This is a genomic window from Psychromonas sp. KJ10-2 (assembly GCF_047323255.1).
In the GTDB taxonomy this organism is placed as follows: Bacteria; Pseudomonadota; Gammaproteobacteria; order Enterobacterales; family Psychromonadaceae; genus Psychromonas.
In genome coordinates, this window is sequence record NZ_CP178827.1 from 48,900 (window position 1) to 64,982 (window position 16,083).

A 16,083-nucleotide genomic window follows, 5' to 3' on the forward strand; every position below is an offset into this window, starting at 1 on the left:
CTATGGATACTCCTATTATTAATAATCTTTTTACTTTGATGCAGCGTTATCGAATGACAATGCGAGATGTCATTAATGCTAATGAGTTAGGGCTAAATGCAATGCATGTCCGATGTTTGCATATTATTGAAGCAACTGAGGCGTGTACTGCAAATGATATTGTGCAAAAAATGCAACGCGATAAAGCACAGGTTGCTCGGTTGGTAAAAGATCTGATTAACTTAGGGTTTATTGAAAAAATGCATCAAAAGAAGATAAAAGACGTTTTATTCTTTCTTTCACTGAGTCGGGTAGTGCTTTATTGATGAAACTATTAGCTGCACAAAAAGAGATTAATAACTCCTTATGTGAAGGGCTTAATAAAGCGCAGCTTGATACGTTTTTGTCTGTAGTAGATAAAATGAGTGAAAATCTTAAATAACATTATTTACCTAAGCGAATAAGGAAAAAACATGGATCATCATGATTTACACTCGTTTTGGTTTACTCAGCTAACGCCGGAACAGTGGTGGAAAAAAGACCCTGAAATAGATGCTTATATTACGAGTCACTTTTTATCTTTGCACCAACAAGCAATGCGCGGTGAATTGTTCAAATGGCGACAAACGGTAAAAGGGCGTTTAGCAGAAATTATTTTGCTAGATCAGTTTTCACGTAATATGTTTAGGGATTCAGCCGATGCATTTGCTGCAGATCCGCTGGCTTTAGTATTAGCACAAGAAGCAATCGCACAAGGTACAGATCAAGCCTTGTCTCCCATTGAACGTAGTTTTATGTATATGCCTTTTATGCACAGTGAATCCTTATTGATTCATGAGCAGGCATTGCAGTTATTTACAGAAAATGGGTTACAATCCAACCTTGATTTTGAAGTGATGCACAGGGATATTATTGTTAAGTTTGGACGTTACCCGCATCGAAATGCAATATTACAACGAACCTCAACGCCTGATGAGTTGGCTTTTTTAACACAGCCAAACGCTAGTTTTTAATTTAGCGTCACTTTTAGACAATAAAAATACATTAACAGAGAGAATTAATAAGATGGACAACAAGTTCACGATACGTCAAGCAAAAACCAGCGATTTAGATAGATGCTTTGAGATTGAAAGAACTGCCTATGCAGGCGAGGAAGCTGCCACTAAAGATAAAATTTTATGTCGAATAGAAGGCTATCCAGAAGGTTTTATTATTTTAGAAAATGACGTAGAGATTATTGGGTTTGTTAACTCAGGCGCAACACATCATGTGCAGTTATCTGACGAATCTTTTAAAGAGTTAATAGGGCATGATGCAACGGGTGAGCATATAGTCGTTATGTCTGTGGTAGTACACCCTGATTATCAAGGTCAAGGTTATGCAGACCAACTATTAAGTGCTTTTATTAAACAGATGAAAGGCTTAAATAAATTGGATATCTATTTAATTTGTCAAACTGAATTGATTCATTTGTATGCTAAGCATGGTTTTATCCATTTAGGTGAATCGAACTCTTCACATGGAGGCTTAAGTTGGCATGAAATGTCACTTTTATTATAACTATCAATCATTTAAATTTTTATCTTTGGTTAGCGGTTAAGTAGCTTAAAGCATGCACTAAAGTGTTTTACTTAATAAATTATTAACTTATTGATTACAAGGTAAAATTTGATATCGTGATGGTAATTTTAGAGCGACTGATTGACGATTATTCGGATCAGTTCATTGAATAAGGGAATCGCATGTCAAATGTGAAAAAAGCGGGCTACAAAGCCTTATCATTAGTTGAGCATATTGGCTTATTTACTATTGCCGTGTTAACGGTTATTGCGATGGCCGTAGAAGTTTGGATTGTTTTTAAAAATTGGGAAGTAACGTTAGCAGATTTACTGTTGCTATTTATCTACCTTGAAGTTTTTGCCATGGTCAGTTTGTATTTAAAGTCGGGGCGATTACCCGTCAGAATGCCGCTGTATATTGCCGTCGTTGCCTTGGCGCGATATATGATTTTAGATATGAAAAACTTAGATACCTGGCGAATGTTAGGGTTATCAGCATCGATTTTAATTATTGTATTAGCTATTTTAGTGATTCGCTACGGACACATAAAATACCCTTATGGTAAGTCCGATAAAGATATCTAAATATTTAGCATTGGTGTTTCTATAATTAGCTTGTGTTGATAATGCGATAAAGCTCGGAATGATAAAGATGTTAGCAGCAGACAAACCCTATCGTATCGTTACTTACTGTTGTGATTATGCCGTAGAGGTGACGGATATTTTTTATGCTGCAGTTCATTCTATTGACCCTAAGGTTTATTCTTTAGCCCAGCAATCTGCTTGGGCTACATTACCCATTAATTATCGACAATGGGCTAAGCGACTGTCCGTTAAAAAGCCATTTTTGTTATTGATAGAAGAACAAGTGGTGGGCTTTATGGAGTTGGATGATGATGGGCATATTGATTGTGCTTATGTTCACCCTCATTTTCAGCAACAAGGTGTTGGCTCACTTTTACTAACTTATATAATTAATCATGCGCAGGGGATGGGATTACCCGTTTTATACGTGGAAGCCTCTATGTTAGCCAAGCCACTTTTTGAAAAGTTTGGATTTAAAATTGTTAGGCAACAAACAGCATGGCGCAACGGTCACGCTTTTGTCCAATATGTCATGCAACGCAACATCTCATTTAAGGTAAAAAAGGTAAATATAATGCTTAGCTGCGCAGATTATGATTATATTGAAATTGTTTGTATGCACCATTACCCAGTTCAATTGAGTTTAAAGTCAGGCGTAATAGTCGAAGGGATTGCTGTTGATACGGTTCGAGACAAAGAGAGACAAGAGTGTATTAAACTAGATATTAAAGGCCAACAGCAGATTATTGTTTTAGATAATATAATCTCTCTTAAGGTGATGGTTGAGAACCCACATCTGCAACAAGTTACCTTTGCACAACTTTGATAAAGTAATAATGAGAAATAAAGGAGTGGTCAATGTCTGAAAGATTGATTGCCAAACATCTATTTCCTCAGCGTATTATTGAACAACAGTGTATCAAGGGTGAAAAACTACTGGTAAAAGAGTCTGGGCGATTTAGGTGGTTTGAATATGCTGGCGCTTCTATACAATCGCTCATGTCATTAGATTCCCCCAATCAAATTATTATGCCGGTAACACAATCTTTTTTATTATGTTTATTAATTAATCCTAAGGCAGTAAATATCTTAAATCTAGGGTTAGGCGGAGCGGCATTAGAACGTTGTCTAGCTAATTTAACGAAACTTTCACTGACCTCTATCGAGGCATCTCAAGCTATTATTTCAATGGCAAAATCCCACTTTTTATTGCCAACTCAGTCTCAGGTTATATGCGCCAGTGCCGAACAATTTGTTGCTGAGTGTGATCAACAATATGATGTGGTGTTATCTGATCTTTTTATAGGTGAGCAGAGTGCAGACTGTATATTTGAAGCGTCCTTCTACCAACAACTTGATCAAATAACCACTGAACAAGGGCTGGTTTTAATTAATCTTTTTGCCGATTCTGAACAAAAATTGACAGCACTGTTATTGACGATTAAAAAATACTTTCCCTATTTAGCTTTGGTTGAATTTGAGGACTTTAGTAATATTATAGTTATTGCTAGTAACGTTGAAATAACTCTGCAGCAACAACTTAAAGCGAATAAGGCACTACTGACAGAGTTGGATTGGCAAGGCATTGACGAGCTTATTGATCATATCACCTATATTCCTAGGTATTAATAGAGGTTAATGCTGACCAAAAACTATATTTCCTCTTCTTCCTTTTCTATAGAAATAATGACTCGTCTGTTTTCTTGACGGCCTAAAATATCTCGGTTGTCTGCGACATGATGTTTTTCCCCGTAACCAGAGACTTTAATATTGTCGTTATCAAAACCTAATTGTGCTAAATAGTTTTTTACCGAGTTCGCTCTTTTTTCAGATAAGACTTGATTGTTGTTAATGTCACCATAACCATCGGTATAACCCGCCACTAGAATCACATTGATTGATTTATCATGTTTAATGTAATCACCAATCATTTTTAAGCGATTTTTAGAAAACTGTGTCAGTAATGAACCGTCTTTTTTATAACGTAAAATGCTGTAAGAAATATCATCAAAGTTATAAGGCAACAGTTGTGAAATACAGTCATTAAATGCGTCATAGGTTTTATTAAAGTTAATAGAGGATAACCCAACACTGACCAATTGTTGATTATTATACCAATCATGAAAATAGAAAGTCGGTACTTGACCTCGTTCTAATTCACTAAGCATGCGCCAAGCACTTTGCTTAGTCACATAACCGTTAAATTGCTGGTGGAAAGTGACGGTATCAATTAATTCTGGCGCAACACCTGGATGCCAAGAAGGTGGCACGGATTTTAACTGTACCACTTCAGTACTTGGCATAGCTCTTTTGCTTTCAAGACGAAAATCTAAATTAATTTTCTTGCTGGCTTTTGCCACAAAGTTAGCCTGACCATATCTTGGAATAGGATGCTCAAGGGTACACTGTATCGGTGAGTCGCTACTTAAATACCAATTAGAATTATCCAGTCCTGCATGATACTGCTTAGTGGCAGAGTAGGCTGGCATAGTGCTCATCATAATGATTAAAGATATTATTTTTTTCATAATCGCTCGATGTATTTGATCTCTGTTGTTTATATCGACAGATGACAGAATATCTTTAGTAAATTTATGCGGAATATTTTGCTTTCTGGCATAATATTCCGACTTTATTTTAACAGTGAGCTGAAATGGATAATAAATTAGCAGAACGATTCCGTGGGTTTTATCCCGTTATTATTGATATAGAAACATCAGGTTTAGATTCTAATGTGCATGCAATGCTGGAGATTGCAGCTATTTTCCCTGAAATGGACGAGCAAGGTTATTTAACCAGTGTAGATAAAATCCATTTTCACGTTATGCCTTTTGAAGGGGCTGAATTAGACCCTAAAGCCTTAAGTTTTACTGGAATTGATCCTTTTAACCCATTACGTGGTGCAGTTGATGAACGTGAGGCTCTAACTGAAATATTCAAAAAAGTGCGTAAATATCAAAAACAAAATGAGTGTAATAGAGCGATTTTAGTTGCTCATAATGCCGCCTTTGACCAAGGGTTCATTAATAAAGCCACGGAGCGTTGTAAATTAAAACGAGTCCCATTTCATCCTTTTGCTGCTTTTGATACGGCGAGTATGGCAGGCTTAACCCTAGGGCAAACCGTGTTAGCTAAAGCCTGTGAAAAAGCCGGCGTTGCTTATGATAATAACGAAGCTCACTCTGCTTTATATGATACTGAAGTGACTGCAGAACTATTTTATTACATGGTTAATCGTTATAAAGCACTTGGCGGTTGGAATTAATTAAATAAAATAAATATTTATTTTATCAACTGGTATTTATCATTTTTAGCCATAGGTTTATTAAATAGAACAATTTCTTACCTTCATTTTAGCGTTGCTTTTGATCTCTTTTTGAACGTTAATTGTATAAAAAATATGTAATATTATGAGTGTGTGTTGAACTAGTCATCTGCCTCTCTGTCATAAAAAAGCCATTAATATTTTTCAATATTAATGGCTTTTTTATTTTTTAGTGACTACTCTTTATTGGGTAGTTTTGGTGATGTTTGTACCTGTGTTTAAAGACTATAAAACATCGTTTGAAGTTGGGTAAATGAATGTGAACACCGTATTTTAATCTACTTAGTAGATTGAGCGTTGTGACATTAACTATATAAAATAATGTTAATTAGACTATTTATTATAAATAGCACAATGGGTTAGAAAGGGGATTGTGGAAAAGATGATAAAAGGTAAATACAATAAGCTGATTATTTTAATGGCTTTTTTCTCACTTACTGGTTGTGGTGGTGGAGGGAGTGATTCAGAAACGGTTGAAGTGACAGAAAAAATCAGCGTTGAAGAGTCATTTGAAGAGTTAGTTAATATTATTGCAGATGAAGAGGAAGAAACAGAAACCGCATCACTTGAAATTAGTTGGGAAGATTTAGCTGATAACGAAGATGGTTTCTTAATTGAGCGTAGTTTAAATGATGACCAAGATTTTGTGGTGGTAACCTCTGTTGATTTCGATGAAACAAGTTATGTTGATAATAATGTCTTGGTAGACAGTACCTATTGTTATCGCATCGGCGCGTATAATGAAAACGGTATCGCTTACTCAGATATTAGTTGTATCGAAAACATTTAATGCCAATTTAAGTTTTACTCGTTTGGTTTAGGACAAATGCCTGAATGCGATTAATCAAAAAAAGCGCTCACTGATCACAGTGGGCGCCTTTTTTATATCACATTTTTAAAAGTGATTTTTTACTAATTGGAATGATTAGTATTACTCAGCTGGTTGTGCTTTTTCAGCTGCTGCAGTGATTAACTCTTGTAACTCACCTTGTTGAAACATCTCTAAAATAATGTCACAACCGCCAACTAATTCACCTTCTACCCATAATTGTGGGAAAGTTGGCCAGTTAGCGTATTTTGGTAATTCTGCACGGATATCAGGGTTTTGTAAGATATCAACATAAGCAAATGGTTGACCACATTGCATTAAAGCTTGAGAAGCTTGTGATGAGAAACCACAGCTTGGTAATTTAGGCGAACCTTTCATGTATAAAAGGATAGTATTTTCGCTTAATTGTTCTTTGATTTTGTCTAATGTTTCCATTATTTTTCCTCTAACGATAGAATATTGTTTTTAATTGCACATTATAACAGTTGTTTACGTGCAATCTATCCATGAATTTGAGACCATTCTATCACAGATATAAAATGATCTAGGTCAATTTTTAGGGTGGCTTTTTATTCCTAAAGAAAGTATAACTAGATCAAACAGTTTAACCCCCTCAGCCTTTATAGGAGAATTTAAAATGGCTTTTGAACTACCAGCACTACCTTACGCAAAAGATGCATTAGAACCACATATTTCAGCTGAAACATTAGAATTTCATCATGGTAAACATCACGCGACTTACGTAGCTAAACTAAACGGTTTAGTTGAAGGTACTGATCTTGCTGAAAAATCTTTAGAAGAAATCATTAAAACTTCTGAAGGTGGTGTATTCAACAATGCTGCTCAAATCTGGAACCACACTTTCTACTGGAACTGTCTAGCACCTAATGCTGGTGGCGAACCTACTGGTGAACTAGCTGCTGCAATCGATGCTAAATTTGGTTCTTTTGCTGAATTCCAAGCACAATTAAACGACAAAGCAGTTAACAACTTTGGTTCTTCATGGACTTGGTTAGTTAAAAAAGCAGACGGTTCTCTAGAGATCGTTAACACGTCAAATGCAGCAACGCCACTAACTGAAGAAGGTACAACACCACTTCTAACAGTTGATCTATGGGAACATGCATACTACATCGATTACCGTAACGTTCGTCCTAATTACCTAAACGGTTTTTGGGCATTAGTTAACTGGGAATTTGTTGCGAAAAACTTCGCTGCATAATCTGTGTAAGTGATATTGAAAAGCCTAGCTTGTTTGACAAGCTAGGCTTTTTTATTGAGAAATGAAAAGTTGATATCTTTACTATTCAATGCGGTTTAATGGATTAGACAGCACCTGTTGTTTATAAATATCTACCCAAGCGGCTGTTGCTCCACAAACGGCAATAGGCATAATAATAAAGTTTAATAAGGGCAAGGTAGTACAAAAACTAATGATCATGCCGAAGGTAATGTTTTTACCGAAACGCTCACCTAAGGTTTTACGCATCACGGAAAAGGGGACTTTATGGTTATCAAATGGGTAATCGGCGTATTGAATAGCCATCATCCATCCTGCAAAAACCAACCAAACAACCGGCGCAATGGTTTGGCCTATCACGGGTATAAAGAATAAGATGAAACAACCTAGCATTCTAGGCAAAAAGTACGCCCATTTCTGACATTCACGTTTTAATATTCTTGGTAAATCTTTTAATAGATCTTGCCAACCATCATCATTTATTGTCGATTTAGTTAATAATATTTCTGTTTTTTCAGCCAATAAACCATTAAAAGGAGCAGCTATTAAGTTAGCGATAGTTGAAAAAATAAAAGAAAACGAGAATAAAATAGAAAAAATAATCACAGGCCATAACAGATAAGATAACCAACTCAAAAAGGTGGGTAAATCCTGCATATAGGTTTCTATCCAATCCGTAATGCTGCTAAATAAAAACCAGAATGCACTGGCGAAGATCAGAACATTAATTAGTAGCGGCACTAATACAAATACCCTGAGTTGAGGGTGTCGAAGTAACTGCACACCTTTGAATAAATAACCTAAACCTGTTAGGGGTTGATCAATTATAGTATTGTTGTTCATAGTGAAGCCTTGTTATTGATATATTTGATAATATTACCTTGAAGTGAGCAAATATCAGCTAATAAATAGGATCTTTTCGTAAATGTCTCTAAGTTTTGCAAAAAATTAGGGGCAAACGATAGACGTACAGTACGATACAGGGTAATTTAAGGGTCATAAAGTTATCTATAATGAATCAAGAGAATCAATAATGCAGCACTTTCAATCTATTCTTATCGTTATTGGTATTTTGGCTATTGCCGGCGTATTAATTCACGGTTTTTTATTAAATAGAAAAAACAAACAAGCGTTAAAAGCGGAACAACAAGCTCAGTTAGATGAGTTAGCCGCACAGGCTCGTGAAGAAGAAGCTGAGCAAGAGCCTGTTCAAGCGAATCCTAAGATGAGTAAGTTAAATCGAGATTATGACTCTGTTGCGTTTTCAACAAATGTTGATGACCAACATGATGAATCCGATGCGTTTCACTTTAATGTTCAGCAAAAGAGAAACCAACAGCTGAGCCAGTTGTTGTGTCAACGTTTGATGATTTACCGATTCAAGAGCATATCGATATGGTTGATGCACTTGATGACGATCCAGCTATTGAAGTTGAAACAGAAAAAGCTGCATCAGTACCAGAAGAGACTGACCTCTTTATTTTCAATGTTGTCGCTAAAAATGGCGGGCAGTTAGGTGGTCATGAGTTACTACAATTCTTTTTAACATCCGGGTTCCGTTTCGGTGATATGAATATTTTCCATCGCCATGAACATTCTGATGGTACAGGCGAGGTGTTATTTAGTATCGCCAATATGATGGCGCCGGGTACCTTTGATTTGGAATATATGGAGCAGTTTAACTCTCCTGGCATCTCATTCTTTTTCACTGCGCCTAACAAAAACATCAGTGTGAACAAATCTTTTGATATGATGTTAAGAGCGGTAGAGCAGGTCGCAGAAGAGTTTGACTGTGAAGTGTTAAATGATAAACGTGAGAAATTTACCACTGAGCAATTTATTGAGTATCGCACTCGTTTAGAGAAGTACGCATAATTCTAGTGCGAGACAACTCTCCTAAGAAAGCCTCGTTTTACGAGGTTTTTTTATTAGTAATATTAGAAAAGAGCAAAGATCCATGAGCAATGATATGCAACAAGCAGAACACAAAGTAAAAGAATTAAGCGGCTTATTAGAAGAGTACAACTATCAATATTACGTACAAGATGCACCCTCAGTACCTGATGCTGAATATGACCGAGTCTTCCATGAACTTAAACAACTAGAAACACAGCATCCGAGCTTATTATCTGCTAACTCGCCAACTCAAAAAGTAGGGGGCGCTGCCTTATCAAAATTTGAGCAAGTAACCCATCAGATACCAATGCTCAGCTTAGATAATGTTTTTGATAGTGATTCCCTTGATGACTTTATGCAGCGTGTGATGGATAAATCGAGTTTAGCGGAAACCGCATTTTGTATTGAACCTAAACTGGATGGTTTAGCAGCTAGTATTATTTATGAAAATGGCTTACTGGTGCAAGCGGCAACACGTGGCGATGGTTTAACGGGTGAAAATGTCACTGAAAATGTTAAAACCATTGGTAACTTACCGTTAAGACTTCGTGGTGAAAATATTCCTGCTCGTTTAGAAGTTCGTGGTGAAGTCTTTATGTTAAAAGCTGGTTTTGAAAAGCTGAATCAGCGCTTAGTAGAAGCAGGCGAAAAACCTTTTGTTAATCCTCGTAATGCCGCTGCGGGTAGTTTACGTCAGCTAGACTCAAAAATCGCTGCTGCGCGACCATTGGCTTTTTACTGTTATGCTGTAGGGGTATTTGAAGGGGAATTACCGGACAGCCAATATCAACGTATTCAACAATTAAAAGCTTGGGGATTACCGGTTTCTAGTGAAGTAAAACGAGTAGTAGGCAAACAAGCTTGTCATCAGTTTTACGATAATATTGCTGAAAAAAGACCGGCATTAGCCTATGAAATTGATGGCGTTGTTTACAAAGTTGACGATATTAAATTGCAGCAAAAAATGGGGTTTGTAGCACGTGCGCCACGTTGGGCAACAGCTTATAAATTCCTGGCTGAAGAAGCAGTGACTGTGGTTGATAACGTTGAATTCCAAGTGGGCCGAACTGGTGCGATCACTCCTGTTGCTAAATTAAAGCCGGTTTTTGTTGGCGGAGTGACAGTCTCTAATGCAACTTTGCACAATAAAGATGAAATCGAACGTTTAGGTATTTTAATTGGCGACGTGGTAGTGGTACGTCGTGCAGGAGATGTGATCCCGCAGGTTGCACGTGTTGTGGTAGAGCAACGCGAAACAGATAAAACACGTGCTATTGTATTCCCTGAGACTTGCCCTGTATGTGATAGTGACGTTGAGCGTATTGAAGGGGAAGCGGTTACGCGTTGTACTGGTGGTTTATATTGTGAAGCACAGCGTAAACAAGCCATTAAACATTTTGCATCACGTAAAGCCTTAGATATTGATGGCTTGGGTGATAAGTTGGTCGATCTATTAGTTGATCATAAGATGATCAAAGATCCGGCGCAGCTTTTTTCATTAACGGTACAACAAGTGGCGAGTTTACCGAGAATGGGTGAAACGTCGGCTAAAAAGTTAGTAAATAGCTTACAAATTAGTAAAAAAACAACGTTAGCGCGTTTTTTATATTCATTAGGTATCCGTGAAGTTGGTGAAGCAACGGCAGCGAATTTAGCACAGCACTTCAAAACGTTAGAGGCGATCAAAGCCGCGGGCATCGAATCATTTAAAAGTGTCAGTGATGTGGGTGAGATAGTTGCTAAACACCTTTATTACTTCTTACGTCAAGACCATAACCTAGAGGTCATCACGCAACTGATTGAGGCTGGCATACACTGGCCTGAGATCGAGGTGGTAGACGAAAGTGATCTACCATTACTGGATAAAACCTTTGTGATCACAGGTAGTTTTACGGCTATGTCACGTAATGATATTAAAGCCGCTTTACAAGCATTAGGTGCAAAAGTGGCGGGCAGTGTTTCTAAAAAAACCAATACCTTAGTAGCGGGAGAAGCAGCGGGCTCAAAATTGACTAAAGCTACTGAACTCGGTATTGAAATTTTAGATGAACAAGGTGTATTAGCTTTATTAAATAAATAATAATGGTAACTAGATTAGTGACCGATTTAACGACAGTAAATAGGTCACTTGTTTAATATAATGGTACGAAAATAGATAAGGTGAGTGAATGAAAAAAATTAAAAATGAGTCTCAATTACTACAACATGCCACAAAGTTAGGTGCCGCTTATGCTTTAAAACGAGGTTATGTGGGGATCGATAGTACCACCTCAGCAAAAGATAAACAGGAATGCATTTATCGCCTTTTAGTACAAGATAAATTAATTAACCCACTTAATCCCGCAGATGAAAATACCGCTAATATCCGTCATAAGCTAGTCACTTGGATCATGAAGAACTTACCTGCAGACCACTCCTTACTTAAATAAATGCGTCGCAAATTTAACGACTGAATAGGTAAATATTCTATTCAGTCATAGTAACAAGGTTATGCTGCTTTTTTACTTGGTAGGATAGCAGTCACTGCAACCACAACAAAAATAGCGAGATAAATAGCAAAGCTAACAATTAACCATTGCGGCATTGAGTAATCTAGGAAAGTCCATACGATATCTGAACAGTAGCCCGTTGGGTTGAATAACCATGGGAACATTTCATGTAGTGGTAACCACTCAGGAAAGTTTGGGTAAAAATCACAGGTAGCAAATGGCGATGGATTCATCTGATAATCCGTATGCTCCATTGCCAATAACAATCCCCATACAGAACCCACAGCCCATACAGCAAAGGCGCTTAATCGAATTACCACATTATGTGGTGCGATTGCACCTAATAAACCTGCAGCTACTATTGCTAACATAGTTAAACGTTCATACACACACATCACACAGGGCTCAAGATGCATTACATGTTGAAAAAATAGAGCCGTTATTTCCATTATTAATGCGCTAGCAGCAAGTAATAACCATGGCCAACGTTGTTGAGACAGTGTTTTTAATTTGAATTGAGAGGGTTTTGAATTCAAGGGATTCTCCTAATAGAATAATTCAGCACGTATATAACCTCGTATTTCATTAAATTTCAACATAAACAGAAGACGCTAAGGTCAAATTTAGATAATCTAAACATCCTATATTGAGAATGAGTCTGAACCTTTGATCTCACTAGGTAAAGTTATTCATTTAATTTTATTTAAATCAGTCTATTAAAATAATTAAACAGAGTTAATTGTGGGCATCACTAGGTTAGAATATTTCGTTTATTTCATGTTAAAGTGAGTTAATGTTACTGTTTTTACAAACAGTCCTCATAGAGCGAACTGAATATGTTAAGATGCGGTCATAATATATTGGAAAATCAAGATAACAATGATAATGAAAGTTAAAGGGCCTGCTGACGTAGCAGAGCAATATCTAATAGAATCAATATGGAATGGTAGTATACCTATTCACTCTGAGCTGCCTGCTGAGCGATTGCTGGCGGATAAAATTGGTGTTACTAGAACCACATTACGCGAAGTGTTACAGCGATTGTCAAAAGAAGGGTGGATAACCATACGTCACGGTAAGGCAACTAAGGTCAATGACTTCTGGGAAACCTCTGGTTTAAACGTATTAAGTACAATTACTCGTTTAGATAAGGAACATCGCGGCGATTTTATTGACCAACTGATGTCAGTACGAACAAATATTAGTACCATCATCTTACGTATGGCTGCTAAACATAACAGTAAAAGCATTATAGAGTTTCTAAAAGAGGTCCCCGCTGTTGATGCAAGCAGCGAAGCGTTTACTGAATTTGATTACCGTTTTTATCACCATGTTGCGGTGTCATCAAATAACATGATCTACGTACTTATTTTAAATGGGTTGCAAGACTTATATCGTAAAGTGGGTATGTTTTACTTTTCTAATAATGAAGCAAAATTAATCGCTTTAACATTTTATGCGGATATTAAAAAAGTATTTGAAGAGGGCAACGGTCAGCAGATCATGCAAATAGTAAGGGATACCGCTTTTGCCAGTGGTAAAATTTGGTTACGTCTACGTGATCAATTACCCGATGATTTTTTAGATTAATCGCATTTTATTTTTTATTCGGCCTGCGGGCTATTTTTATATTTAGGGTTATTTTCTTGTCAAATAGCAAATTATTAAACCACCTTTCAGGGGTGCAAAAATTACTGGAAGTGGGCATTATCATTAGTGCCTTCGTTGCCATCTTCATTACCTTATCCCTATTCACTTTTTCACCTGTTGACCCAAGCTGGTCACAGCAACAATGGGTAGCAGAAATTCAAAATTCCGGTGGTCGAGTAGGCGCTTGGATTGCTGACATATTATTTTATGGTTTTGGTTTTTTAGCGTATTTAATCCCAGTGATTATCGTCTCCTTTGCTTGGGCTATTTTATGGAAACCGTCTTTCACCTTTGATGTGGATTTTTTAAATTTAAGCCTACGTATTGTTGGTTTTATTTTTACCTTCTTTAGTTTAAGTGCTTTGATTGCCTTGAATGTCAGCGACTATTTATACTATCCATCGGGTGGGTTAGTCGGGGATATATTAGCGCAAAGTATGCTTGGTTTTTTCAGCTTAGTGGCTGTTAACCTTATCTTATTAACCTTTTTAATTTCAGGTACAACGCTCTTATTTGGCTTCTCTTGGATACGTTTAATTGATGGCTTAGGTGAATACACTCTTAACTTTATTAGTTGGTTAATTAATTTGCCAAATCTGCTAGGTGAAATGAAAGAAAAGCGCGCCGAAGGAGAAGATCAACGTTTACTTGAGAAGCAACAGGTTTTACAAGATAAATTAGAGAAAAAACAACAAAAACAAGCTGAAAAAGAAAATAAAAGATTGGCTAAATTGGCTGAAGCAGAGCCTGAAATTGAGAACGACGAAACTGAACAAGCTATCGATTTCAGTCAATCTTATGAGCAAGATAATCAAGCCGATGATGCATTCCTTAGCACTAATTTTATAGACCAACCAGAAGAACAGTTACCTGAACTCAATATCGATAATATCGAGTGGCAAGCTGAACCTGAAGCAGAAAAGGTGGAGAAAGAAGAGGAACCTGTTGTTGCCAAAAAACAGGCTAAGACTGACTTTTCACACTTGCCTGAGCATGCTCGTCCTGCTGAAAGGTTTGTACCTGAAACCGATATTGCTCCTTTACCTAGCATCGACCTGCTGGATAGACCGGACAAGAAAGAGAACCCTGTATCCCAACAGGAGTTAGATAACGCTGCACGTCTAGTTGAATCAAAATTGCTGGAGTTTAAGATTAAAGCGGATGTAGTGAATGTGTTACCTGCGCCCAGTGATCACTCGTTTTGAATTAGATTTAGCACCAGGCATGAAAGTGAGCACTGTCAGCAGTTTAGAAAAAGATTTAGCTCGTGCTTTATCGGCAATGAGTGTACGTGTTGTTGACCAAATCCCTGGTAAGTCAGTGATTGCATTGGAGCTACCAAATCGCCATCGTGAAATAGTGTATATCTCTGAAGTATTGGACTGCACTAAGTTCCACGAAAATAAATCTGCATTAACCATGGTGTTAGGGGCAGATATTTCTGGCTCTCCTGTTGTGGTTGATTTAGCCAAAATGCCGCATCTATTAGTGGCAGGTACAACGGGTTCAGGTAAGTCTGTTGGTGTAAACTGTATGTTGGTGAGTTTATTGTATAAATCATCGCCTGAAGATTTACGCATGATCTTAATCGACCCAAAAATGTTGGAATTGAATGTTTACGAAGGTATTCCTCATCTATTAACCGAAGTAGTGACCGACATGAAGGATGCTGCTAACGCGTTACGTTGGTGTGTTGGTGAGATGGAACGTCGTTATAAACTATTAGCTGAAATTGGTGTCCGAAACTTAGCAGGTTATAACGCGGTAGTTAAAAAAGCCAAAGCAGCGGGTGAGCCTATCTATGATCCGTTATGGAAACCTGGAGATAGCATGGCTGAAAGTGCGCCGGAACTAGAAAAACTACCAACTATTGTTGTGGTCGTTGATGAGTTTGCCGACATGATGATGATTGTGGAGTAAAAAAATGTGAAGAGCTAATTACACGTATCGCACAAAAAGCACGTGCTGCAGGTATTCATCTTATACTTGCTACACAACGACCATCTGTTGATGTTATTACTGGTTTGATCAAAGCAAATATTCCAACGCGTATTGCTTTCCAAGTATCGAGTAAAATTGACTCTCGTACGATTTTGGGTCAACAAGGTGCAGAAACCTTATTAGGTCATGGTGATATGTTATATATGCCACCAGGATCTGGTATGCCAACGCGTGTACATGGTGCTTTTGTTGATGACCATGAAGTACATAAAGTGGTTGCTGACTGGAAAAAACGTGGTCAACCAAATTATATTCAAGAAATTTTAGCTGGTGACGCTGATTTAGATATGTTGTTACCAGGTGAACAACCTGAAGGCGAAGATGAAATAGACGCATTATTCGATGAAGTGGTTGCGTTTATTACCGAAACTAGAAAAGTCTCAATTTCGAGCATTCAACGTAAGTTCCGTATTGGCTACAACCGTTCGGCGCGTTTAGTTGACCAATTACAAGCTCAAGGTGTGATTAGTGCACCTTCTGGCGCTAATAGTAATCGTGATGTATTAGCTCCACCACCTGTTAAGGATTAA

At 37.3% G+C, this 16,083-nt stretch carries 17 protein-coding genes and 2 pseudogenes; 15 read left to right on the forward strand and 4 right to left on the reverse strand.

Annotation, left to right across the window (positions count from 1 at the left end):
• Positions 1-2 precede the first annotated feature (2 nt).
• The 6 genes and pseudogenes from ACLKL2_RS00210 to ACLKL2_RS00235 all read left to right on the forward strand — a co-directional run bounded on the left by ACLKL2_RS00210 (position 3) and on the right by ACLKL2_RS00235 (position 3,752).
• Positions 3-421 (forward strand): annotated as a pseudogene (locus tag ACLKL2_RS00210) (MarR family winged helix-turn-helix transcriptional regulator).
• 31 nt (positions 422-452) lie between these two features.
• On the forward strand, positions 453-992 hold the full coding sequence (locus tag ACLKL2_RS00215) for a DUF924 family protein (RefSeq protein WP_413692930.1): 540 nt from the start codon (positions 453-455) through the stop codon (positions 990-992).
• Between the two features lie 52 nt (positions 993-1,044).
• The gene (locus ACLKL2_RS00220; protein WP_413692932.1) at positions 1,045-1,539 is read left to right on the forward strand and encodes a GNAT family N-acetyltransferase; all 495 of its coding nucleotides are present in this window, start codon (positions 1,045-1,047) and stop codon (positions 1,537-1,539) included.
• A gap of 182 nt (positions 1,540-1,721) precedes the next feature.
• Positions 1,722-2,123, forward strand: coding sequence for a phosphate-starvation-inducible protein PsiE (locus tag ACLKL2_RS00225; RefSeq protein WP_413692933.1), 402 nt, complete (start codon positions 1,722-1,724; stop codon positions 2,121-2,123).
• Between the two features lie 58 nt (positions 2,124-2,181).
• Positions 2,182-2,949, forward strand: a complete 768-nt coding sequence (locus ACLKL2_RS00230) for a Rho-binding antiterminator (protein WP_413692934.1) — start codon at positions 2,182-2,184, stop codon at positions 2,947-2,949.
• 32 nt (positions 2,950-2,981) lie between these two features.
• The gene (locus ACLKL2_RS00235; RefSeq protein ID WP_413692935.1) at positions 2,982-3,752 is read left to right on the forward strand and encodes a spermidine synthase; all 771 of its coding nucleotides are present in this window, start codon (positions 2,982-2,984) and stop codon (positions 3,750-3,752) included.
• Positions 3,753-3,775: 23 nt separating this feature from the next.
• Here the strand turns inward: ACLKL2_RS00235 and ACLKL2_RS00240 are convergent, their stop codons facing one another.
• The gene (locus ACLKL2_RS00240) at positions 3,776-4,651 is read right to left on the reverse strand and encodes a flagellar protein MotY (RefSeq protein ID WP_413692936.1); all 876 of its coding nucleotides are present in this window, start codon (positions 4,649-4,651) and stop codon (positions 3,776-3,778) included.
• 125 nt (positions 4,652-4,776) lie between these two features.
• Here ACLKL2_RS00240 and rnt point away from each other — a divergent pair, with 125 nt between their 5' ends.
• A complete protein-coding gene (gene rnt / locus ACLKL2_RS00245) occupies positions 4,777-5,388 on the forward strand; it encodes a ribonuclease T (RefSeq protein WP_113819163.1) in 612 nt (203 codons plus the stop codon).
• A 433-nt stretch (positions 5,389-5,821) separates the two neighbouring features.
• Positions 5,822-6,238, forward strand: a complete 417-nt coding sequence (locus ACLKL2_RS00250; RefSeq protein ID WP_413692937.1) for a hypothetical protein — start codon at positions 5,822-5,824, stop codon at positions 6,236-6,238.
• A 141-nt stretch (positions 6,239-6,379) separates the two neighbouring features.
• Here the strand turns inward: ACLKL2_RS00250 and grxD are convergent, their stop codons facing one another.
• Positions 6,380-6,712, reverse strand: a complete 333-nt coding sequence (grxD, locus tag ACLKL2_RS00255; protein WP_113819161.1) for a Grx4 family monothiol glutaredoxin — start codon at positions 6,710-6,712, stop codon at positions 6,380-6,382.
• 202 nt (positions 6,713-6,914) lie between these two features.
• On the opposite strand from grxD, the gene sodB reads away from it, so the two are divergent.
• On the forward strand, positions 6,915-7,499 hold the full coding sequence (gene sodB, locus ACLKL2_RS00260; protein ID WP_113819160.1) for a superoxide dismutase [Fe]: 585 nt from the start codon (positions 6,915-6,917) through the stop codon (positions 7,497-7,499).
• 81 nt (positions 7,500-7,580) lie between these two features.
• Here sodB and cysZ read toward each other — a convergent pair whose 3' ends face one another.
• Positions 7,581-8,360, reverse strand: a complete 780-nt coding sequence (gene cysZ, locus ACLKL2_RS00265; RefSeq protein ID WP_113819159.1) for a sulfate transporter CysZ — start codon at positions 8,358-8,360, stop codon at positions 7,581-7,583.
• A gap of 190 nt (positions 8,361-8,550) precedes the next feature.
• Here cysZ and ACLKL2_RS00270 point away from each other — a divergent pair, with 190 nt between their 5' ends.
• From ACLKL2_RS00270 to ACLKL2_RS00285, 4 genes are all read left to right on the forward strand, one after another.
• A complete protein-coding gene (locus tag ACLKL2_RS00270; RefSeq protein ID WP_413692938.1) occupies positions 8,551-9,033 on the forward strand; it encodes a hypothetical protein in 483 nt (160 codons plus the stop codon).
• Positions 8,997-9,392 (forward strand): cell division protein ZipA, encoded by a 396-nt coding sequence (zipA, locus tag ACLKL2_RS00275; protein ID WP_413694376.1) that lies wholly within the window; start codon positions 8,997-8,999, stop codon positions 9,390-9,392. The genes ACLKL2_RS00270 and zipA overlap by 37 nt, the downstream gene beginning before the upstream one ends.
• A gap of 82 nt (positions 9,393-9,474) precedes the next feature.
• Positions 9,475-11,493, forward strand: coding sequence for an NAD-dependent DNA ligase LigA (ligA, locus tag ACLKL2_RS00280; RefSeq protein ID WP_413692939.1), 2,019 nt, complete (start codon positions 9,475-9,477; stop codon positions 11,491-11,493).
• A gap of 88 nt (positions 11,494-11,581) precedes the next feature.
• On the forward strand, positions 11,582-11,842 hold the full coding sequence (locus ACLKL2_RS00285) for a DUF5062 family protein (protein ID WP_113819156.1): 261 nt from the start codon (positions 11,582-11,584) through the stop codon (positions 11,840-11,842).
• A 59-nt stretch (positions 11,843-11,901) separates the two neighbouring features.
• Here the strand turns inward: ACLKL2_RS00285 and dsbB are convergent, their stop codons facing one another.
• Positions 11,902-12,438: a disulfide bond formation protein DsbB gene (gene dsbB / locus ACLKL2_RS00290; RefSeq protein WP_413692940.1), complete on the reverse strand. Its 537-nt coding sequence runs from the start codon at positions 12,436-12,438 to the stop codon at positions 11,902-11,904.
• A gap of 343 nt (positions 12,439-12,781) precedes the next feature.
• Here dsbB and fadR point away from each other — a divergent pair, with 343 nt between their 5' ends.
• Both fadR and ACLKL2_RS00300 read left to right on the forward strand, forming a co-directional pair.
• On the forward strand, positions 12,782-13,492 hold the full coding sequence (gene fadR / locus ACLKL2_RS00295; protein ID WP_413692941.1) for a fatty acid metabolism transcriptional regulator FadR: 711 nt from the start codon (positions 12,782-12,784) through the stop codon (positions 13,490-13,492).
• Positions 13,493-13,548: 56 nt separating this feature from the next.
• Positions 13,549-16,083: pseudogene (locus ACLKL2_RS00300) on the forward strand (DNA translocase FtsK 4TM domain-containing protein).

What these genes read in the sequence shown, in the direction of transcription:
- ACLKL2_RS00215 (WP_413692930.1), top strand. Translation starts at nt 453, where the DNA reads ATGGATCATCATGATTTACACTCGTTTTGGTTTACTCAGCTAACGCCG.
- ACLKL2_RS00220 (WP_413692932.1), top strand. Translation starts at nt 1,045, where the DNA reads ATGGACAACAAGTTCACGATACGTCAAGCAAAAACCAGCGATTTAGAT.
- ACLKL2_RS00225 (WP_413692933.1), top strand. Translation starts at nt 1,722, where the DNA reads ATGTCAAATGTGAAAAAAGCGGGCTACAAAGCCTTATCATTAGTTGAG.
- ACLKL2_RS00230 (WP_413692934.1), top strand. Translation starts at nt 2,182, where the DNA reads ATGATAAAGATGTTAGCAGCAGACAAACCCTATCGTATCGTTACTTAC.
- ACLKL2_RS00235 (WP_413692935.1), top strand. Translation starts at nt 2,982, where the DNA reads ATGTCTGAAAGATTGATTGCCAAACATCTATTTCCTCAGCGTATTATT.
- ACLKL2_RS00240 (WP_413692936.1), bottom strand. Translation starts at nt 4,651, where the DNA reads ATGAAAAAAATAATATCTTTAATCATTATGATGAGCACTATGCCAGCC.
- rnt (WP_113819163.1), top strand. Translation starts at nt 4,777, where the DNA reads ATGGATAATAAATTAGCAGAACGATTCCGTGGGTTTTATCCCGTTATT.
- grxD (WP_113819161.1), bottom strand. Translation starts at nt 6,712, where the DNA reads ATGGAAACATTAGACAAAATCAAAGAACAATTAAGCGAAAATACTATC.
- sodB (WP_113819160.1), top strand. Translation starts at nt 6,915, where the DNA reads ATGGCTTTTGAACTACCAGCACTACCTTACGCAAAAGATGCATTAGAA.
- cysZ (WP_113819159.1), bottom strand. Translation starts at nt 8,360, where the DNA reads ATGAACAACAATACTATAATTGATCAACCCCTAACAGGTTTAGGTTAT.
- ACLKL2_RS00270 (WP_413692938.1), top strand. Translation starts at nt 8,551, where the DNA reads ATGCAGCACTTTCAATCTATTCTTATCGTTATTGGTATTTTGGCTATT.
- ligA (WP_413692939.1), top strand. Translation starts at nt 9,475, where the DNA reads ATGAGCAATGATATGCAACAAGCAGAACACAAAGTAAAAGAATTAAGC.
- ACLKL2_RS00285 (WP_113819156.1), top strand. Translation starts at nt 11,582, where the DNA reads ATGAAAAAAATTAAAAATGAGTCTCAATTACTACAACATGCCACAAAG.
- fadR (WP_413692941.1), top strand. Translation starts at nt 12,782, where the DNA reads ATGATAATGAAAGTTAAAGGGCCTGCTGACGTAGCAGAGCAATATCTA.